This window comes from Pseudomonas sp. P7758, assembly GCF_013386485.1.
Classification (GTDB): domain Bacteria; phylum Pseudomonadota; class Gammaproteobacteria; order Pseudomonadales; family Pseudomonadaceae; genus Aquipseudomonas.
In genome coordinates this window covers 110,924-131,426 of the sequence record NZ_JACARS010000005.1, presented here as the reverse complement: position 1 = coordinate 131,426, position 20,503 = coordinate 110,924, and the positions used below count along the sequence as shown (strand labels likewise).

Here is a 20,503-nt window from a genome sequence, read left to right as displayed (position 1 = left end):
CCTACAGGATGTAGCAGATACAAAAAGGCCGCGATCATCGCGGCCTTTTTGTACCTGCTTACGAGCCAGTGGCTGGCTGAGTCGGATCCTTCACACCGCCATCGTCAAACAGGTTCAGCTTCTGCCGCAGCTCATGGGCTGGCAGCGGCTCCTGCTCGGGCGGCAGTGCGTTCGGGTCTGCCGGCACTTCGCCCGGCGCGCCTTCACCCTGGGTCGGTACCGGCGGCGTCGCAGGTGGGTCGCCTTCAATTGCCCGCTGGGCCTTTTTGGTCAGCACGACGATATCGATGCGTCGGTTGATCGGATTGAACGGATCCTTGGGATCAAACAGCTGCGAGGAAGCAAACCCCACCACCCGTGCCACTTGCGGGTCCGGATAGCTGCCGGCCACCAGTGCACGACGCGCGGCATTGGCCCGGTTGGCCGAGAGCTCCCAGTTGCCGAAGTCGCCCTGGCCTGCATACGGCTTGGCGTCGGTGTGGCCGCTGATGCTGATCTTGTTCGGCACCGCCTTGATGGTGTCGGCCATGGCCAGCAGGATGTCTTCAAAGTACGGCTTCAAGCGTGCACTGCCGGAATCGAACATCGGCCGGTTGGCGGCGTCCGTGATCTGGATGCGCAAGCCATCCGGGGTGATCTCGAAGGAAATCTGGTCCTTGAACTTCAGCAGTTGCGGATTTTCCTCAACCTTGGTTTGCAGTTCCTGCAGCAGCAATTCCAGGCGTTCCTGCTCGACCTGTTCGGCCATGCTCTCGACGGTGTCGCGCTCGATCGGGATCTTTTCCTGCGGCGAGTCGGTCTTGATTTCCGGGTTGATGGTGCGCTCGGGCGCCAGTTGCGGCGAACCACCGAGGTCGATCACAAAAGGCGTGCCGCTCTCGGAGAAACCGATGGGGTCCTTGAAGTAACCGGCGATGGCGATCTTCTGTTCCGGCGTGGCAGTGGACATCAGCCACAGCACCAGGAAGAACGCCATCATCGCCGTCGCAAAGTCGGCGAAGGCAATTTTCCAGGCGCCGCCATGGTGCCCCGCAGCGAAGCGCTTGACGCGCTTGATGATGATCGGCTGGTTGTTTTCCATGGCTTAGCGACCGCGAACCGCTTGTTCCAGCTCAGCGAAGCTTGGACGGTGCTTCGGATACAGAACCTTGCGCCCGAACTCCACTGCCAACGATGGCGGCATGCCGGAAGCCGAAGCCACCAGGCAGGCCTTGATGGCTTCGTACAGATTCACTTCTTCCTTGGCATCGTGGGCCAGGGACGTGGCCAGCGGGCCGAAGAAACCGTAGGCCGCGAGAATACCGAAGAAGGTACCTACCAGTGCCGCACCTACGTGCATGCCGATGGCTTTCTGGTCGCCTTCACCCAGGGAGGCCATGGTCACCACGATCCCGAGCACCGCGGCAACAATACCGAAACCGGGCATGCCGTCGGCGATGCCGGTCACGGCGTGGGATGGGTGCTCCAGCTCTTCCTTGAGGCTGAACAGTTCCATGTCGAACAGGCCTTCCAGCTCATGGGGCGCCATGTTGCCGGACGACATGATGCGCAGGTAATCACAGATGTAGGCGGTCATGCGCTCGTCTTTGAGCACGGCCGGGTACTTGGCGAAAATCGGGCTCGCCGCGGCGTCCTCGATGTCGCCTTCGATGGCCATCATGCCTTCGCGGCGGCTCTTGTTGAGGATCTCGTAGATCAGCCCCAGCACTTCCAGGTAGAAGGTGTGGGAGAAGCGCGAGCTGAACATGCCCAGCGACTTCTTGATCACGTGCATCGTCATGTAGCCGGGGTTGGCCTGCAGGAATGCGCCGAACGCCGCACCGCCGATAATCAGCACTTCGAAAGGCTGGATCAGCGCCGCAATCTTGCCGTGGGAAAGGACGTATCCGCCGAGCACGCTCGCGATGACGACGATGATGCCGATAATTTTAGCCATAGGGGATGAGTACTTGCGCCGTCGGGTTCAGGGTCATATTCGCAAGAGTTGAAAACTCTTGTTCTACTTATCGGCAAATCTGCGCCAGACTATAGCCCGTTATGGCGAAAAACCAGTTCGGCCCGTCCCGGGCGTGTTGACCGCAAGTGATGATCGCGCCCCAATCATGGCAAATGAAACGACAGTCCCAACTCAAAAACCCGCCACCCTCGCCGCTTGGATAAAGCGCCTGGACGATGTGCTGTTGCCTGTTCCACAGGCGAGCCACGACCGGGTTTGCAAGGCCATCGGCGACAACCGCAGTTCGTTGCGGGATATTGCAGAGCTGATGCAGAACAGCCCGGCGCTGGTGCTGAGCGTGATGCGCGAGGCCAACAACCAGGCCCACGGCAGCCTCGCGGAGCCGGCAGAAAATCTCGAAGTGGCGATCAATCGCCTCGGCCTCAAGCGCACCGAGGAGCTGCTGCGGCGCCTGCCTTCCGTGCCGCTGAATGAAATCCCCGTGGCCCTGCGCCAGCTGCAGATGATCAGCCAGCACGCGTCGCAACAAGCCAGCGGCCTGTTCGCCAGCCGCCTGGCGCGATTATGGCAAGACATTCACTGGGGCAGCCTGCTGTTCCTTTCGCCGCTGTGGCCGATGGCGATTGCCTATCCCAAGCTGCTGGAAGAATGGGAGCTGCGGGTGATCCACAAGGGTGAATCGGCCCGCACAGTCGAACAGGAGCTGTTCGGCGTACGCCTGCTGGACCTGTGCCTCGGGTTGACCAACACCTGGCGCCTGCCGATCTGGGTATCTCAGGGTTATACGTTGCTGCTGACGGAACAACGCTTGCTGGTCAAGGCGCTGAGCATTGCCCGTGAAGACGAGCCGTTGCGCCAACAGCAGTTGCTGGATGCCGACCCGAACCTGCGCCGCTGGCTGAACCAGCCGGCCAACACTGTGCTGTTGGCCAACGGCCTGGCGCTGGCGGCGCAGGAGTCCTGGACCTGCCCGCACACCCAGCGCTGGCAATACCTCACTGCGCTTTACCTTCAACAACCGTTGGCCGAAGTGCAGCAACAGTCCCACCAACACGCGGCGATCAGCGCCCGCAGCACCCTGATGCGCGACCTGTGGCACCCGGCGCTGTCGTTGATCTGGCCATGGGATGTGCAGCGCGTTCACCACGGCTTGCTGCCGGCACCGCCACCCACCGCCGAGTCCCTGGCGATCTGGCGCAAGCGCTGCACCGAATTGCTCGTAGAGCCGAGCCGCTTTGCCAATGCCATGCACCTGACCACCTGCGCCAAGGAAGCCCTCGTGGCCTGCGGCATGCAACGGGTGATGCTGCTGATGGCGGACAAAACCTTGAGCACGCTACGTGTGCATCAAGTCGACGGCCTGCCGAAGGACGCCGACCACATGAGCCTCGACGTGGCGCAAAGCACCCTGCTGCAACGCCTGCTGGCCAAGTCCGCCCAGGTGCGCCTCAACCCCGACAACCACGCCCAGTTCTCGGCACTGCTGCCGCCGGAACTGCGCCGCCTGTTCAAGGGCGAACACCTGCTGCTGCGCTCCCTGAGTTGCAATGGCCGGGTGGTGATGCTGATGGTGGCCGACCAGGGCGGCGGGCCGTTCTCGGAAACCACCGTGCAGGCCTTCGGCAAAACCGCCCAATGCATCGAAAAGGCCCTGCACAGCTTTACCAACCGCAGTGCCTGACGCTTGCGCTACAATCGCCCTCCCTTAGCGCCCAATTTTTATGCCCAGGAGACCTCACATGCCTGACTTCTCTGGCTTGCCGCTGGTCATCGAGGCCAGTGACCTGCTCGGTCGCCTCGATGCCGAACACCTGATCCTGGTAGACCTCACCAGCGCTGCGCGTTACGCCGAAGGGCATATCCCCGGCGCACGTTTCGTTGATCCAAAACGCACCCAACTGGGCCAGCCACCGGCGCCGGGCCTGCTGCCGGGCAAGTCCGATCTTGAAAAGCTGTTCGGCGAACTGGGCCACACCCCGGATGCCACCTACGTGGTGTATGACGACGAAGGCGGTGGCTGGGCCGGGCGATTCATCTGGATGCTCGACGTCATCGGCCACAAGAAGTACCACTACCTCGACGGCGGCCTGCTGGCGTGGCTGGAAGAAAAACACCCAGTGTCCACCGAGGTACCGGCCAGCGCCGGCGGCCCGGTCAGCCTGACGTTGCATGAAGAACCCACCGCCACCCGCGAATACCTGCAAAGCCGTCTCGGCGCTGCCGACCTCGGCATCTGGGACGCCCGTGGCCCGCTGGAATACTCCGGCGAGAAAGTCCTCGCGGCCAAGGGTGGACACATCCCGGGCGCAGTGAACTTCGAATGGACCGCCGGCATGGACAAGGCACGCCAACTGCGCATCCGCCGCGACATGCCGCAGATCCTCGAAGACCTCGGGCTGACCCGCGACAAAGAAATCATCACCCACTGCCAGACTCACCACCGTTCTGGCTTCACCTACCTGGTGGCCAAGGCGCTCGGTTATCCGCGAGTCAAAGGTTATGCCGGTTCCTGGGGCGAATGGGGCAACCACCCCGACACCCCCGTTGAGATTTAAGGTTTAAGGACAGTTAATGAAAAAGCAGTTGTTCATCCTCAGCCAGTACTTGCTGCCCCACCACCTGCTGTCGCGTCTGGCCGGTTGCATTGCCGAATGCCGCGTGCGCTGGTTCAAAAATGCGTTCACCAGCTGGTTTGCCAAGCGTTATCAAGTGGACATGTCCCAGGCCCTGGTTGAAGACGTGACCGCTTACGAGCACTTCAACGCCTTCTTCACCCGCGCGTTGAAAGACGGTGCACGGCCGCTGGATCAGACCCCAGGCGCGGTGTTGAGCCCGGCCGATGGCGCGGTCAGCCAGTTGGGCCCGATTGAACATGGCCGGGTGTTCCAGGCCAAGGGCCACAGCTTCAGCGTGCTGGAATTGCTGGGCGGCGATGCGGCGGTGGCTGCGCCGTTCATGGGCGGCGATTTCGCCACTGTTTACCTGTCGCCGAAGGACTACCACCGGGTGCATATGCCATTGGCCGGCACCCTGCGGGAAATGGTTTATATCCCTGGCCGAATCTTCTCAGTAAACCAGACCACCGCCGAAAATGTGCCGGAACTGTTTGCGCGTAACGAGCGTGTTGCCTGCATTTTCGACACCGAACGCGGCCCGATGGCCGTGGTGCTGGTTGGCGCGATGATCGTGGCATCGATTGAAACGGTTTGGGCAGGCTTGGTAACGCCGCCAAAACGCGAGCTGAAAACCTTCCGCTACGACGAAGCTGCCCGTGGGCCGATCCACCTGGAAAAAGGTGCAGAACTGGGGCGCTTCAAGCTGGGTTCGACGGCAATCGTGCTGTTTGGGCCGGACCAGGTGCAATGGTCGGAAGCACTGCAGGCGGGGACGCCGGTGCAGATGGGCCAGGGCATGGGTTTGCCGAAAGCCTGACCTAGCGATCATTCCCACGCTCCGCGTGGGAATGCATCCCGGGACGCTCCGCGTCCCAACCTCAAAATCGGACGCGGAGCGTCCAGGGCGGCGTTCCCACGCAGAGCGTGGGAACGATCTTCAGAGCTGACCGTCGCGGTCGCGAAAGCCCAACAGGTACAACACGCCATCCAGCCCTAAAGTCGAAATCGCCTGCTTGGCCGATTGCTTGACCAGCGGCTTGGCCCGGAACGCCACACCCAACCCGGCAATCGCCAGCATCGGCAAGTCATTTGCCCCGTCGCCGACCGCAATGGTCTGCTCCAGACGCAACCCTTCCTTGTGTGCCAATTCCCGCAACAGGTCAGCCTTACGCTGTGCGTCGACAATCGGCTCCACGGCGACGCCCGTCACCTTGCCGTCCACCACTTCCAGCCCGTTGGCGAACACATAGTCGATACCCAGCTTGGCCTGCAATTGCTTGGCGAAGTAGGTGAAACCGCCCGACAGGATCGCGGTCTTGTAGCCCAGGCGCTTGAGTTCGGCGAACAGGGTTTCGGCGCCTTCGGTCAGGCGCAGCGAGGCGCCGATGGAGTCCAGTACGCTCACATCCAGGCCCTTGAGCAGCGCCAGGCGCTCCTTGAAGCTGGCACGGAAATCCAGCTCACCGGCCATGGCACGCTCGGTGATTTCCGAGACTTGCTCACCTACACCGGCAGCCTTGGCCAATTCGTCGATGACTTCGGCTTCGATCAGCGTCGAGTCCATGTCGAACACCGCCAGGCGGCGATTGCGGCGGAACAGCGAGTCTTCTTGGAAGGCGATATCGACATTCAGCTCCTGGGCAACGCTCAGGAATTCGGCACGCAGGGCCTGGGGATCTGCCGGCTCACCGCGTACGGAGAACTCGATGCAGCCCTTGCCCTTGTCTGCTGGCGTGTCCAACGGCATACGACCCGACAGACGGTCAATGTGGTCGATATTCAAACCGTACTGAGCCGTGATCGAACTGACACGCTGCAATTGCTCGGCCGTCACCTTGCGGGTCAACAGGGTCACGATGTGGCGTTTTTTGCCCTGGCCGGCCACCCAGCTCTGGTAATCCTCTTCGGACACTGGGGTGAAACGCACCTGCTGATCCAGCTTATACGCCGTAAACAGGATGTCCTTGAGCACGGACGAGGCTTGCTCGGTGCTGGGAATTTCCACCAGGATGCCGAACGACAGCGTGTCGTGAATCACTGCCTGGCCGATGTCGAGAATGTTCACACCACCCTGGGCCAGAACACCGGTAATGGCTGCGGTGAGACCCGGACGGTCCTCACCTGTGATGTTAATCAGGACAATTTCGCGCAAAGCGCACCCCCGAGCTGGAAAAAAACCGCATTCTACCCACTTTCAGTGACCATCGGGCACAGCCAGCGCTTTGCCGGTCTTGGGCCTGTCGCTATACTGCGCGTCAACTTCACGGACTAAAGAGCCGAGCTTAAGTGAACCGGCCCACGCCAGTAAAAACCGATAACTTCTTCCTGCTGATCTTCCGGGCACTGCGCCACCGCCGTGTACCGATCGCATTACGCATCGCCAGCCATAACGTGATCCTGGTCGCCCTGGCCCTGGTCATCTACGCCTGCGTGATGGGTTTGCAGTTCAAGCAGGCCATGCACGAGCAAGCCGACGCTTTGGGCGAGAGCCTGACCACCCAGACCGCCACCTCGGCGACTGAGTTGTTGGTGTCCAACGACATCCTCAGCCTCAACGTGCTGCTCAACAACCTGACCAAGAACCCGCTGGTGGCCCACGCTGCTATCTATAGCGTGGACAACCGGATCATGGCCGAAGCCGGGCAACGTCCGAAAAACGGCCTGCTGGGTGAAGCCGAAGGCCTGTACCAGAGCAATATCACGTTTCAGGACGTGAAGGCCGGCCAACTGCGCATCAGCCTGGACATGCAACAGTTCCAGCAGCCGATGACCATCAGCCTGCAAAGCATGGGTATCTTGAGTGCGATCCTGCTGGCACTGTCCCTGGCCTTGAGCCTGCGCCTGGGCCGGCATATCTCCACGCCACTGATGCAACTGCGCATCTGGCTGCGGGATATCGATGAACACACCCCGGCCACCGACCGCCAGGACGAAATCGGCGACCTCGCCCGCCAACTGCACACCAGCTTCGCGCCGGAGCCCGTAGTGCCCGAGGTTGAACCCGAGCCCGAGTTCGACGACACCGACTACGAAGACGACGAGCCCGAGTTTGAAGTGCGCAACCTGCGGGACCCGAGCTTCGACGAGTCTGCGCCGGTAGCGGCCCAAAAGCCGGCGACCCGTCATGTGATCAAGGCAGAAGAAGACGAACTGGACGAAGAAGACCCGTTCGCCGATCTTCGCGATACTTCAGTGCCAACCGCTCCTGCTGTGCAGCCTGCTCCGGTGCGCAGCACCCAGCCCCAGCACAGCGCCGTATTGGCCGTGCAACTGGGCGCACAGGATCAACTGCGTCGCTTGCCGCGGGCACGCCTGACCGAGTTGCTGGAACGTTATCGTGACTGCCTCGACCAGGCGGCCTCGCTGTATCAGAGCGAACTGCACACCCTGAACGACGGCAGCACCTTGATGCTGTTCCACAGCGAAGACAGCGGCGAAGACTACCTGACCAACGCCATCTGCTGCGGTGAACTGCTGCGGGCCCTGGGCCATGCGCTGCAAATCGAAGTGGCCGACAGCGGCATCACCCTGCAACTGCAATTGGGCCTGACGGTGGGCGACGATCTGTATGGCATGAGCCAGATCGATCTGCTCCTGACCGAGATTGCCCAGGATGCGCTGGCCTTGTCGCAACACAGCCGCAACCTGCTGCTGGTGGAACGTAAGATCAGTGACGACGTGCTGATTCGCCAGCGTGCGCGGATCCGCCCGATTGCCAGCCCTGAAGGTGCGTGCTGTGTGGAGCGGTTGATGGAGCCTTACCCGTCGATGCTTGAGCGCCAGCTGGCGCGGATGCATGAGACGCGGGCGAAGAACTAAAGAACAACGCAACTCAATGTGGGAGCGGGCTTGCTCGCGAAGGCGGCCTGTCAGTCAGCCTATGTATCGACTGATCCGCCGCCTTCGCGAGCAAGCCCGCTCCCACATTAGATCTGCGTACCGCTCAAATCCCGCACAAACAAAAGGCCCGCTCATCAGCGGGCCTTTTTGTTGGTCTGTATTCAGGTCAGAACCTGAACACTTCCATATCGGTGCGAATCGGCACGGCCATCGGCATCTTCGGCTTCTCCGGTGCCGCAGCCTTGGGCTGCGCCGGGGCTTGTTTGCGTGGCGCTTCTGCCACCGCTGGCTGATTGGCCAATGGTTTGAGGGCCACCGACAGCTGGTCAGCCAAACGTTGCAGCAACACACCCTGGGCCTGGACCTGGGACGCGGTGCTGCCGCTGTGCTCTTCCTGCAAGTGCACGATGCGGTTATCCCGCACCTGGCCACGACGGTCAATCAGGCGCCATTGCGCGTCGAGGATAGCGGGCTGCGAAACACCCGAGTCCAGTCGCGTAATGGTCAGCAACACCTGTACGTCCGGGGCAAAACCCAACGGCGCCGGCGCCAATACCACACGCTGGCTGTCCAGGTGGCCAGCCACCTGGCGCAACATCAACTGATTGATGTCGGACGAAAGGCTACCGGCCCAGCGGCCATCGGTGGAACCTTGCAGGCTGCCGTCGTTCTGACGTTGCAGCAAGGTTTCACGTTGCAGATAGTCGGCCACTACAACAGGGCCAAGCAATACAGCCATGCCGGCACTTTGTGCAGGCTGAGCCGGACTTCCACTGTCCAGCTGATACAGCGACACCGGTTGGTGTGTGCTGCAACCCGCCAGGCCCAAAAGGCCAGCGAGCAACAAAAATAAAGGAAGGCGCGGAGCAGTCATCATCCCATCCAGGTGGCTGCCACAAGGCGAACCACAATGTAATACTCAAAAATAACCTGTACGCGCTCAGCCACGCCGGCGCTGGAAAGGCCATATCATCCGTGAATATGCGCCATGACTCCAGCGCGAAAGCGTCGATCTACGGGTTAAATCGTAGATCGGGCGCTCTATATCGCCTTAAACGGGCGTTTCCACCAGTAAAGCGTCCACTCGCTGGAAGCCGCGCGGCAGTTTATTGCCACGACGACCCCGCTCACCCTTGTAGTGCTCGAGGTCGTCAGGGCGCAGTGACAACGTGCGCTTGCCGGCCTGCAACACCAGGGTCGAGCCTTCCGGGATCACGGCGATGTCGGTCACGTACTCTTCGCGACTGGCCACCCGCTCCCCGGGAATACCAATGATCTTGTTGCCCTTGCCTTTGCCCAACTGCGGCAAATCGCTGATCTTGAACACCAGCAGGCGCCCTTCGGTCGTCACCGACGCCAGCCAGTTGCCTTCACGGTCTTCCACCGGACGCGGCAGGATCACCTTGGCGTTGTTCGGCAGGCTCAACAACGCCTTGCCCGCCTTGTTCTTGGCCTGCAGGTCTTCACCCTTGACCACGAACCCATAGCCCGCATCGGAGGCGATGACGTACAGCGAATCATCGTCCGGCAGCAGCACGCATTCAAAATTCGCACCCGGTGGCGGTGTCAGGCGCCCGGTCAACGGTTCGCCCTGCCCCCGCGCCGATGGCAACGTGTGCGCCGGCACCGAATAACTGCGACCGGTGGAGTCGATAAACACCGCAAACTGGTTGGAACGCCCCGCCGCCGCGGTTTTGAAACCGTCGCCAGCCTTGTAAGACAGGCCGGTGGCGTCAATATCATGCCCTTTGGCTGAGCGAACCCAACCCTTTTCCGACAGAACGACGGTAATTTTCTCGTTGGGCAGCAACTCGGTTTCGGTCAGGGCCTTGGCTTCGGCGCGTTCGACAATCGGCGAGCGGCGGTCGTCGCCATAGGTTTCGGCGTCCTTGATCAGCTCGGTGCGCACCAGCTTCTTCAGCTTGGCCTCGCTGCCTAGCAGGGCCTGGAGCTTGGCTTGTTCCTTGAGCAGCGCGTCCTGTTCGTCCCGCAGCTTCATCTCTTCCAGTCGCGCCAACTGACGCAGACGGGTGTCGAGGATGTAGTCGGCCTGGATTTCGCTGAGTTCGAAGCGCGCGATCAGCTCGGCCTTCGGGTGCTCGGCGGTACGGATGATATGGATCACTTCATCCAGGTTGAGGTAAGCGATCAGCAAGCCGTCCAACAGGTGCAGGCGGCGTTCGACCTTGTCCAGGCGGAATTGCAGGCGGCGACGCACGGTCTGCACCCGGAATTCCAGCCATTCCACCAGCAAAGCCCGCAGGTTCTTCAACTGCGGCTTGCCGTCCAGGCCAATGATGTTGATGTTGACCCGATAGCTGGACTCCAGCTCGGTGCTGGCGAACAGATGCTGCATCAGCACTTCATGGTCGACCCGGCTGTTGGTCGGGATGATCACGATGCGGCACGGGTTTTCGTGGTCGGACTCGTCACGCAGGTCGGCGACTTGCGGCAGCTTCGACGGCTTGGCCTGCATCAGCGCGGCAATCTGCTCCAGCACCTTGGCCCCGGATACCTGATGCGGCAGCGCGGTGACGATGATGTCGCCGTCTTCGATGTGGTACACGGCGCGCATGCGCACCGAGCCTTTACCGGTCTGGTAGATTTTCAGCAGGTCGGCGCGAGGCGTGATGATTTCTGCTTCGGTCGGGTAATCCGGGCCCTGGATATGCTCGCAGAGCTGTTCGACCGTAGCCTTCGGCTCATCCAGCAGGCGCACGCAGGCGCTGGCCACTTCCCGCAGGTTGTGGGGCGGTACGTCAGTGGCCATGCCCACGGCGATACCCGTGGTGCCATTGAGCAGGATATTCGGCAAACGTGCCGGCAACACCAGCGGCTCGTCGAGGGTGCCGTCAAAGTTCGGGCCCCAGTTGGCCGTGCCCTGGCCCAGTTCGCTGAGCAGCACTTCCGAATACCGCGACAGACGCGCTTCGGTGTAACGCATGGCGGCGAAGGACTTCGGATCATCCGGCGCCCCCCAGTTACCCTGGCCGTCCACCAGCGTGTAGCGGTAGCTGAACGGCTGGGCCATCAGCACCATGGCTTCGTAGCACGCCGAGTCGCCGTGAGGGTGGAATTTACCGAGCACGTCACCGACGGTACGCGCCGACTTCTTGTGCTTGGAGTCAGCGTCCAGGCCCAACTCACTCATCGCATAGATAATGCGCCGCTGTACGGGCTTCAGGCCGTCGCCGATATGCGGCAAGGCACGGTCCATGATCACGTACATGGAGTAGTTGAGGTAGGCATTTTCGGTGAAGTCAGCCAGCGACCGGCGTTCAACGCCATCTAAGCTGTCTGCAAGGATGTCACTCATGCGGGCCTCATCATTGTTTGGTCTGGCGCAGCAGCAAAGTGCCGCTGCGCTGGGTAAATTCAAGTTGTTTCAATGCACTCATGCCCAGCAATACCTGTTCATCGCCCAAACCCGGTACCACGATGGCGCGCACGTCCCGAAGGACGATATCGCCCAGTTGCAGGCGGCCCAACTCGGTCCGAAAGCCCTGGGTTCGCCCGTTGGCCGTACTCACGCCAACCGGCATGCCGCGTTCAAGCCCGAGACGGTCGGCCAATTCAGCCGGAACCGCCACGTCGGTGGCCCCGGTGTCGAGCATGAACTGCACCGGCTTGCCGTTGATCTGGCCAGTGGCGACAAAATGCCCTTGGCCGTTGCCCAGCAGTTTTACTTCGATATAACCCTCGTGCTGCTCCGAGGTCACCACGGCATTGGGGTTTTCCTGTCGCGCTTCCCACTGCCCAAAAAATCGTGTCGCCAAAAACAGGCCGGCGCCCCACGCGACGAACATCAACACACGCCCGGCGCGCTTGCCGGGTGGTTGCGCACTCATGGCTTGGCGCTCCAGCCACCCGCAGGGGCGGCGAAACGATAGACCACCGGCCGCTTTTCGCCATCGGCGCGGGCACCGAAGTTATTGTCGATGCCGATCCAGGCACCGTCAGCGTCCACCACCAAGGCTTCGGCCAATCCATAGGCCTGGGCATAACGCCGATTCGGCGTCAGCGCTTCATCGGCAAACGACCAGCACAACTCCACCTGGGCCGTGACCGCATCCCGGCGACACACCTGAAACGCATTGCGCTCCAGGGTAAACAGCTTGCCATTGAACAGCGCCAGGTCGGCAAAGTCCTTGGACACCGCCTTGGCGCCCGGGAACTGCGCCGGCTGCATCTCCTGGCCGGCCTCGCTCAGCAATACACAAGGGCCTTCACAATCCCAGAGGGTTTGCGGGCGCTTGATGGAAATCAGCCCGCGCCGCTCGCGTTCGGCCGCAAGCCAGATTTGATTGCCTTCCGGGTTCACCACGATGCCTTCAAACAGCGCGTTGAAGTGCAGCAACATGCCACTGGCCCGAGCTTCGCGAACCATGCCCGGGGCGATCTTCAGCCACTCCGTTTCACCGTGTTCTGAGGAGAAAGGCACCCTGAGAACCGCCGCGTGGGCTTCGCTGACAATGTAACGGTTACCCGCCGCATCGCAGCTGATGCCTTCAAAATCCAGATCACCACCGCGAATCAACGAAGCCGCCTTGGTGCGTGAGCGCAGGCCAAAGGGCAAACCCGACGCCGGCACCGGCGGCACATCAATCCCGTATGTCTCTGCTTTCCAGACGTCACCGGCGGTATCGAGCCGGTAGATCTGGTCGTCATCGCGATCGGAGACTGTCCACAATTCGCTACCGCATAAGGCCAGGCCCGACAGGTTACCGCCGCGCATGCCTTCCACCGGGTGTTCCGCCAACAGCTTCAGCTCAGCCACGGGCGCCGCGACCACCGAGGTGGTCGCCAACCCGCTCAACAACAGAATCGCCAGGGCGAAACTGCTGCGCATCAGCCCAGAACCTCGGCCAGGTTGCCCTTGGACTCCAGCCAGTTCTTGCGATCCGGCGCGCGTTTCTTCGCCAGCAACATGTCCATCATTTCCGAGGTGGCGGCGAAATCTTCCAGGGTCAACTGCACCAGGCGCCGAGTGTTCGGGTCCATGGTGGTTTCCCGCAGCTGCGGCGGGTTCATCTCACCCAGGCCCTTGAATCGGGTGACCTGCGGCTTGCCGCGTTTCTTCTCGGCCACCAGGCGGTCGAGAATGCCATCGCGCTCGGCTTCGTCCAGGGCGTAGAAAATCTCTTTGCCCAGGTCGATGCGGTACAGCGGCGGCATGGCGACATAGACGTGACCGGCATCCACCAATGGGCGGAAGTGCTGGACGAACAATGCACAGAGCAAGGTCGCAATGTGCAAGCCGTCGGAGTCGGCGTCGGCGAGGATGCAGATCTTGCCGTAGCGCAGCTGACTCATGTCCGCCGCGCCCGGGTCGACACCGATGGCCACGGCAATGTTGTGCACTTCCTGGCTGGCCAGTACTTCGCTGCCATCGACTTCCCAGGTGTTTAGGATCTTGCCGCGCAGGGGCAGGATCGCCTGGAATTCCTTGTCCCGCGCTTGCTTGGCGGAACCGCCGGCAGAATCACCTTCCACCAGGAACAGCTCGGAGCGCATCGGGTCTTGCCCGGCGCAGTCCGCCAGCTTGCCAGGCAGTGCCGGCCCCTGGGTAATGCGCTTGCGTTCGACTTTCTTGCTGGCCTTCAGGCGACGGCCGGCGTTGTTGATCGCCAACTCCGCCAGGGCCAGGCCCAATTCAGGGTGTTCGTTGAGCCACAGGCTGAAGGCATCCTTTACCACCCCGGAGACGAACGCCGCTGCCTCACGGGACGACAGGCGCTCCTTGGTCTGGCCGGAGAATTGCGGCTCCTGCATTTTCATCGACAGGACGAACGCGATCCGCTCCCAGACGTCTTCCGGCGCCAGCTTCACGCCGCGCGGCAGCAGGCTGCGGTATTCGCAGAATTCGCGCATGGCATCCAGCAAGCCCTGGCGCAAACCGTTGACGTGGGTACCGCCCTGGGCCGTCGGGATCAGGTTGACGTAGCTTTCCTGGACGCTGTCGCCACCTTCCGGCAGCCACAACAAGGCCCAGTCCACGGCTTCTTTATTACCCGCCAGGCTGCCGCAGAACGGCTCGTTCGGCAGGCGCTCGAATTCGCTGACGGAGTCTTCCAGGTAGGACCGCAGGCCGTCTTCGTAATGCCACTCGACCTTTTCGCCGGTGCCTTTGTCTTCAAAGCTGACCAGCAGGCCCGGGCACAGCACAGCCTTGGCCTTGAGCACATGCTTGAGGCGGCTGATGGAGAATTTCGGTGAATCGAAGTATTTCGGGTCCGGCGCGAAGTACACGCTGGTGCCGGTGTTGCGCTTGCCAACGGTGCCGATCACTTCCAGGTCGGTGGCCTTGTAGCCATCGGCGAAAGTCATCTGATACTCGTTGCCGTCCCGCTTGACCTTGACCCGTACGTGGTTCGACAAGGCGTTGACCACGGAAATACCCACGCCGTGCAAGCCACCGGAGAACTGGTAGTTCTTGTTGGAGAACTTGCCGCCGGCGTGCAGCTTGGTGAGGATCAGCTCGACGCCCGACACACCCTCTTCCGGGTGAATGTCCACCGGCATGCCACGACCGTCGTCGGACACTTCCAGGGAATGGTCGGCGTGAAGGATGACTTGTACCGACTTGGCGTGCCCGGCCAAGGCTTCGTCGACGCTGTTGTCGATGACTTCCTGGGCAAGGTGGTTCGGCCGACTGGTGTCGGTGTACATGCCGGGGCGTTTGCGCACCGGGTCGAGGCCCGAGAGGACTTCGATGGCGTCGGCGTTATAAGAGCTAGCGCTGGGAGTGGCCATGGGGTCTCGTCGTGAGTCGTTCGATTAAAAAGTAACCTGCGGTTTCACAATGCGGTGAAATCGAAGGATTGGTACTGATCGGAGCCTATGCCGGCAAAACTCAACAGCGCCGGTAACTGTTGGGCGAAGCCCTGGTAACCGTGATCGCCACCGGCCTGGATGCGCAAGGCACAGGCCCGGTAATACTGCTGGGCGAGGCGATAATCCAGTGTTTCATCGCCGGTCTGCAACCACACCTGATAACGCTGGGCGTCCTGGGGCGCCGGCACTTCCAGCTCGGCCAGGGCCGCGACGTGGTCGTGGGTCAGCTCCCAGGTCTCATCGGTGTAGAGGTTCTTCTGGGTGCCCAGGTAACCGTCGAACATCCGATGAGGGCTGACTGCCGGGTTGACCAGCAAGGCGTTGAGGCCATGGCGTTCGGCAAGATGGGTTGCATAGTAGCCGCCGAGGGAGCTGCCTACCAGCAGTGGCCTTCCGAGCTCACGGATAGCCGCCTCCAACTGGGGGATCGCCTGGCGGGGGTGATGATGCAGGGCCGGCACGCGCAACTGGTCGGCCAGACCGAGGCTGCCCATCACGGTGATCAACTGGCTGGCCTTGTTGGAGGCGGGAGCGCTGTTGAAGCCGTGGATATACAAGATCGATGCGGACATTCCGGGTCCTCTGTGGGTCAGCTCAAAGAGGGGGCAGTTTACAGGGAACTTGAGGGCTAGGCTCTAGCGGGGTTTCTGGGTGCGTATCCGTTATTTGGGTGAGGGCTGATAGCACAGCGGCCTACCGGCCGGCTTGAGTGTGGTGAAGCAAAAGCAACAGCAAAACCAGAAGCGGGCACGGTCCAAATGTGGGAGCGGGCTTGCTCGCGAAGGTCGTTAACGATGACGCGGGCATCCTGATTCAACGCGGCGGTCTCAGGTTTTTCGCGAGCAAGCTCGCTCCTACAGGAAAGCAGCTTTGCTTTCGCTTTTAACACTCAAGCCGGCCGGTAGGCCGCCGCCCCCAAAGCCGTCAGTACCCGCTGCTACCGTAATCCACCTGAAACGCAAAGCCCTGCACCCGCTCCACGCCGGTTTCCAACCGTCCGTCGGCATGCAGGCGCAGCCAGCGATAACCGGGCGCTTCCTCGCTCACCTTGAAGTCCTCGCTGCCGGGGGCGAACTGGATGCAGGTGGACGGCGACGCCAGCAGCCGCACCCCGTTACGCTCCCGGTCAATTTCCTGATGCACATGCCCCCAAAGCACCGCCCGCACCTGCGGAAACCGATCCAGCACCGCAAACAACGCCTCAGGATTGCGCAAACCGATGGGCTCCATCCAAGCGCACCCAATCGACACCGGATGATGGTGAAAACACACCAGATGATGCCGAGCCGGCGCCTCACTCAACGACTGCGCCAGCAATTGCAGCTGCTGATCCTGCAAATACCCCGGCACCGAACCCGGCACCGCCGAGTCCAGCAGGGTAATCCGCCAGTTACCCACATCCACCACCGGTTCCAGCAACGCACTGTTGATCGCCGCTTGCAGCATCACCTGCGGCTCATCGTGATTCCCCGGGATCCAGCGCGCCGGCGCCTGAATCTGCCGCGTCATGTCACGAAACGCCTGATACGACTCCAGCGTACCGTCCTGGGACAAATCCCCGGTGGCCAGCACCAGATCAATCTGCGGCTGCTGCACCAACACCGTGTCGATCACCCGTTGCAGGCTCTCGCGGGTATTCATGCCCAGCAGGCCGCCGTCCGCCTCGGCAAACAGGTGACTGTCGGACAACTGCACCAGCAACGCCGAAGCGTCAGGGTTCATGGCGGATACGCTCGGCAAGGCGTTCTCCCAGGGCGTGATCACAGGAATGGACATTTGAGGCGATTATGCTGGGGCAGGACACAAAGAGGAAACCCGTGAAGCGGACGCAGTTCACATCTATCGAACGACTTCGAACTCGTGGCCCAGGGCCAGGCAGTGACTCAACCATTCACCGAGGAACACATTGAGCTGTGCTTTCTCATCGGGTTGGTGCATGAACACGTTGGGGTAAGGATAGATGCTGCGAAAGCGTCGTGCATGTTCGGCGCTGATCACTTCGGCCATGCGTGCGTCGTGGTACACCTGCACTTCCAGCTGCGGCACCGGCAGCCACGGCAGGCTGTGCTCCTGACGCACCCGCAAAGTGGTGGTGTACGGGCAGTTCACGATCACTTCCAGGGTCAGCACGCCGAGCATCTGGTCGCCGTGGGTCACGGCAATGCGCCGCGCCTCGGGGGTGTGGCGCATGTCCGGCAGCAGCCGCATCAGCCGTGCATAGTTGGCCTCGCAGGCTGCTTGCAGCCCGATCAGGTCAACCCGATATCGCTCCCGTGCCTTTACTGCCATAACCCCCTCACTTCCGCGCGATTAAGCGCAAGCCATTGCAGGGCAATAATGCTCGCTGCGTTGGAAATTTTACCGTCACGTACCGCCTGCAGGGCGTCTTCAAAGGCCCAGACAGTGACGCGGATATCTTCGGCTTCCTCTTCCAGTCCATGGACGCCACCGGCCCCGGCGCTCTCGCAACGGCCCAGGAACAAGTGGACAAATTCGGTGCTGCCACCCGGCGACGGAAAGTACTTGGTGATCGGCCAGAGTGCGGAGAATGTAAGGCCAGCTTCCTCCTCGGCTTCGCGGTGTGCAACCTCCTCCGGTTGCTCATCCTTGTCGATCAGGCCAGCGACCATTTCGATCAGCCACGGGTTGTCGGTACGCCCCATGGCGCCGACGCGAAACTGCTCGATCAGCACCACTTCATCGCGCTGCGGGTCATAGGGCAGTACACACACGGCGTCATGACGCACAAAGACTTCGCGATTGAGCTCACGGCTCATGCCGCCATCAAACTTCTCGTGCCGCAGCTTCAGCCGATCCAGTTTGTAGAAGCCCTTGTAGGCATTGTCGCGCTGAACAATCTCGACCTTGCTCGGCGTCGATTTCGCTGTGTCCGTCATATCAACCCTCGTTTATTGCCTTGCGGTATCGAGGCGGCCTCGACATCGCGCCATCCTAACGCGCTCGTGCCCCTTGATGCAGCCCCTTTCCGGTTGCCGGGATAGACGGCGGGCGTCAAACTCACTCTAATCAGCTTAGTGGCGAACTGACTGCCTTGTCGGGAGTCGAAGCTCCACATTTTCACCTTTCCTCGATTTATGAAGGACACACATGTCGCTTTTAAAAATCGCCTCCGTGGCCTGTATCGCCTTGACCCTGGGTGCTTGCCAGAGCCTGTTCCAGCCGAGCTACCTGAAGCCGCTGGACACCACCGCCGACGCCTCCGAGCAGATCAAACCCGGCTGCAGCAGTCCGGATTGCCCGCTGGTAAACATCGACACCGTGCACTTCCCGTCCGAGCCGCAACTGGACCAGATCATCGAACAGCGCCTGCTGCAGATGGCCCGCACTTCACCTGGCCAGGCCATGCCCGCCACCCTGAACGCCTACCGCGACAAGTTCTTGCGTGAGTCCCCGGACCGCAACAGCATGTACTTGCAGGCCAAGGTACGTGAGCAGCATGACGGACTGGTGATCATCGAAGTGTCCAGCTACCTGGACACCGGCACCGCCCACGGCGAGCCGGGCCGCGGCTTCATCAACTATTCACGCCTGCTGCACAAAGAGCTGAGCCTGACCGACATGCTGTTGCCGGGCCAGGAAGATGCATTCTGGAAGACCGCGAAAGTCGCCCACAACAACTGGCTGATCAACTCGCAGATGGACCGTGACCCGGAGTTCGTGAAGAACTGGCCGTTCCAGAAAACCCCGAATGTGGCGCTGACCAGCAATGGCGTGGTGCTCAAGTACAACGTGACCACCATCGCGCCGTACGCATTGGGGCTGATCGAAATGACCATCCCCTATGCGCGCCTCACCGGCGTGATCAAGCCTGAGCTGGTGCCCGCACGCCACTGAAGGCCCGGCCCAGGATGAAGTGCAACAGCCCTGCCAGCACCAGCGCCGGCAGGGTCGCGCCGACATCCGGGTACAGATTCGCCAACAGGTGATAGGTGCTGATCCCTCCAAGCCACGCCAGCAGTGCCGGCCAGCGCAGGTTGGCGGCAACACCATGGCCACGACGGCGCAGGATGAAGTGATCCACCAGCACCACGCCGAACAGCGGCGCGAACACCGAGCCGATCAGCAGCAGGAAGTTCTGGTACTGCGCCAACGGTGCAAAGCAGGCGATCAGCGTGCAGATAACGCCAATGGCCAATGCCAGGTGCTCGACTTTCAAGCGCAACAGAATCCCGCTGGACACCGCCGCCGAGTGAATATCGGCGAACGCGTTTTCTGATTCATCCAACAGGATCAGCAGCAGAGGAATCCCCAGGCCGGCTCCGGCCAATGCCAGCAGCAACGCATTCACTTCACCGCTCGGCGCAAACGCCAGGGTGTAGGCCACGCCAAGGCTCATCAGCCAGAAGTTACCGATGAAGAAACCCAGTGCCGTGCCGCCGAACACGTTTTTCGCGCGTTTGCCGAAACGTGAGTAGTCGGCAATCAGTGGCAGCCAGGACAGCGGCATGGCAATCGCGATATCGAAGCCAACGGCAAACGGCATCGAACCGTCACCAGCCTGGGCCCAGAGAGTGGCCAGGTCGGCCTTGGCAAACAGGTTCCAGGTCAGCCACAGGCAGGCGGCCAGCAGCAGCCAGATGCCCCACTTGCGCAGGATCTGCCGCACGAAGGTCAGCGGACCGCTGACGGCAAGCAAGGTCGCGAGGGCGCCGAATACCAGGGTCCAGAACAATGGGCTGGTCAGCAGGCTGCCTTCACTGAACGCGCGGGCGCCCAACAGGCTGGCGGCGTCGCGCATCACGATGATTTCGAATGAGCCCCAGCCGATCAGCTGCAGCAGGTTCAGCAGCGCCGGCAGGCTTGCACCCTTGGTGCCGAGGCTGAGTTTCAGGGCGGCCATGGATGACAGGCCGGTATCGCTGCCGATCACGCCGACGGCGGCCAGCAACAGCACGCCGACCAAAGTGCCGAGGAAAATTGCCAGTAAGGAACCGGAGAGGCCCAGGCCCGGCGCCAACAGTGCACCGGTTTGCAGGACCATCAGGCCGATGCCCAGGGAGAACCACAGGGAAAAGAGATCGCGGGCGCCGAAGACGCGTTTGTCCAAGGGGACTGCGATGTCTGGGGAATAGGTGCTGGGTTGAATGCTCAAGGGTGTTATCTCAGAGGGACACTATTATTTGAATCAGCAAAGTCCCCTGTGGCGAGGGAGCTTGCTCCCGCTGGGCGGCGAAGCCGCCCCAAAACCTGCAACCGATGAGTGTCAGTCAAGACACCGATCCAGATTCCGGGAGCG

18 protein-coding genes are annotated in these 20,503 nt (G+C 61.5%); 5 read left to right on the top strand and 13 right to left on the bottom strand.

Going from position 1 to position 20,503, the window contains the following annotated elements; genetic code table 11:
- Positions 1-58: 58 nt before the first annotated feature.
- Positions 59-1,081: a flagellar motor protein MotB gene (gene motB / locus HX873_RS01075; RefSeq protein ID WP_003217531.1), complete on the bottom strand. Its 1,023-nt coding sequence runs from the start codon at positions 1,079-1,081 to the stop codon at positions 59-61.
- A 3-nt stretch (positions 1,082-1,084) separates the two neighbouring features.
- Positions 1,085-1,936 (bottom strand): flagellar motor stator protein MotA, encoded by an 852-nt coding sequence (motA, locus tag HX873_RS01070; RefSeq protein ID WP_003217532.1) that lies wholly within the window; start codon positions 1,934-1,936, stop codon positions 1,085-1,087.
- 166 nt (positions 1,937-2,102) lie between these two features.
- Here motA and HX873_RS01065 point away from each other — a divergent pair, with 166 nt between their 5' ends.
- Genes HX873_RS01065 through asd form a run of 3 tightly spaced genes read left to right on the top strand, consistent with a single transcriptional unit; the run spans position 2,103 to position 5,389 of the window.
- A complete protein-coding gene (locus tag HX873_RS01065) occupies positions 2,103-3,638 on the top strand; it encodes an HDOD domain-containing protein (RefSeq protein ID WP_003217533.1) in 1,536 nt (511 codons plus the stop codon).
- 58 nt (positions 3,639-3,696) lie between these two features.
- Positions 3,697-4,512, top strand: coding sequence for a rhodanese-like domain-containing protein (locus HX873_RS01060; RefSeq protein ID WP_003217534.1), 816 nt, complete (start codon positions 3,697-3,699; stop codon positions 4,510-4,512).
- A gap of 16 nt (positions 4,513-4,528) precedes the next feature.
- On the top strand, positions 4,529-5,389 hold the full coding sequence (gene asd / locus HX873_RS01055; protein WP_003217535.1) for an archaetidylserine decarboxylase: 861 nt from the start codon (positions 4,529-4,531) through the stop codon (positions 5,387-5,389).
- A gap of 120 nt (positions 5,390-5,509) precedes the next feature.
- Here the strand turns inward: asd and serB are convergent, their stop codons facing one another.
- Positions 5,510-6,724: a phosphoserine phosphatase SerB gene (gene serB / locus HX873_RS01050; RefSeq protein WP_177122262.1), complete on the bottom strand. Its 1,215-nt coding sequence runs from the start codon at positions 6,722-6,724 to the stop codon at positions 5,510-5,512.
- A gap of 134 nt (positions 6,725-6,858) precedes the next feature.
- Here serB and HX873_RS01045 point away from each other — a divergent pair, with 134 nt between their 5' ends.
- Positions 6,859-8,391 carry an AhpA/YtjB family protein gene (locus HX873_RS01045; RefSeq protein WP_008439111.1) on the top strand — a complete coding sequence of 511 codons (1,533 nt, stop codon included), beginning with the start codon at positions 6,859-6,861 and terminating at the stop codon, positions 8,389-8,391.
- A gap of 187 nt (positions 8,392-8,578) precedes the next feature.
- Here the strand turns inward: HX873_RS01045 and HX873_RS01040 are convergent, their stop codons facing one another.
- The 9 genes from HX873_RS01040 to HX873_RS01000 form a co-directional block, all read right to left on the bottom strand.
- Entirely contained in the window at positions 8,579-9,286 is a 708-nt protein-coding gene (locus tag HX873_RS01040) for a membrane integrity-associated transporter subunit PqiC (protein ID WP_003217538.1), read from the bottom strand.
- A gap of 177 nt (positions 9,287-9,463) precedes the next feature.
- Entirely contained in the window at positions 9,464-11,728 is a 2,265-nt protein-coding gene (gene parC / locus HX873_RS01035; protein WP_003217539.1) for a DNA topoisomerase IV subunit A, read from the bottom strand.
- A gap of 10 nt (positions 11,729-11,738) precedes the next feature.
- A complete protein-coding gene (locus HX873_RS01030) occupies positions 11,739-12,260 on the bottom strand; it encodes a TIGR02281 family clan AA aspartic protease (RefSeq protein WP_008439113.1) in 522 nt (173 codons plus the stop codon).
- The gene (locus HX873_RS01025; protein WP_177122261.1) at positions 12,257-13,261 is read right to left on the bottom strand and encodes an esterase-like activity of phytase family protein; all 1,005 of its coding nucleotides are present in this window, start codon (positions 13,259-13,261) and stop codon (positions 12,257-12,259) included. Before HX873_RS01025 ends, HX873_RS01030 begins: the two co-directional genes overlap by 4 nt.
- On the bottom strand, positions 13,261-15,165 hold the full coding sequence (parE, locus tag HX873_RS01020; RefSeq protein WP_003209518.1) for a DNA topoisomerase IV subunit B: 1,905 nt from the start codon (positions 15,163-15,165) through the stop codon (positions 13,261-13,263). The genes HX873_RS01025 and parE overlap by 1 nt, the downstream gene beginning before the upstream one ends.
- A gap of 44 nt (positions 15,166-15,209) precedes the next feature.
- Complete coding sequence (locus tag HX873_RS01015) at positions 15,210-15,818, bottom strand: YqiA/YcfP family alpha/beta fold hydrolase (RefSeq protein WP_177122260.1); 609 nt, start codon at positions 15,816-15,818, stop codon at positions 15,210-15,212.
- A 352-nt stretch (positions 15,819-16,170) separates the two neighbouring features.
- Entirely contained in the window at positions 16,171-16,986 is an 816-nt protein-coding gene (cpdA, locus tag HX873_RS01010; protein ID WP_177122264.1) for a 3',5'-cyclic-AMP phosphodiesterase, read from the bottom strand.
- Positions 16,987-17,085: 99 nt separating this feature from the next.
- Positions 17,086-17,535: a DUF1249 domain-containing protein gene (locus HX873_RS01005; protein ID WP_003209507.1), complete on the bottom strand. Its 450-nt coding sequence runs from the start codon at positions 17,533-17,535 to the stop codon at positions 17,086-17,088.
- Complete coding sequence (locus HX873_RS01000; RefSeq protein ID WP_003209505.1) at positions 17,526-18,143, bottom strand: NUDIX domain-containing protein; 618 nt, start codon at positions 18,141-18,143, stop codon at positions 17,526-17,528. Before HX873_RS01000 ends, HX873_RS01005 begins: the two co-directional genes overlap by 10 nt.
- Before the next feature lie 211 nt (positions 18,144-18,354).
- Here HX873_RS01000 and HX873_RS00995 point away from each other — a divergent pair, with 211 nt between their 5' ends.
- Positions 18,355-19,101, top strand: a complete 747-nt coding sequence (locus HX873_RS00995) for an RsiV family protein (RefSeq protein WP_003209503.1) — start codon at positions 18,355-18,357, stop codon at positions 19,099-19,101.
- Here HX873_RS00995 and cytX read toward each other — a convergent pair.
- Entirely contained in the window at positions 19,070-20,359 is a 1,290-nt protein-coding gene (cytX, locus tag HX873_RS00990) for a putative hydroxymethylpyrimidine transporter CytX (protein ID WP_177008312.1), read from the bottom strand. The two genes, HX873_RS00995 and cytX, sit on opposite strands and share 32 nt — an antisense overlap.
- Between the last annotated feature and the right edge of the window lie 144 nt (positions 20,360-20,503).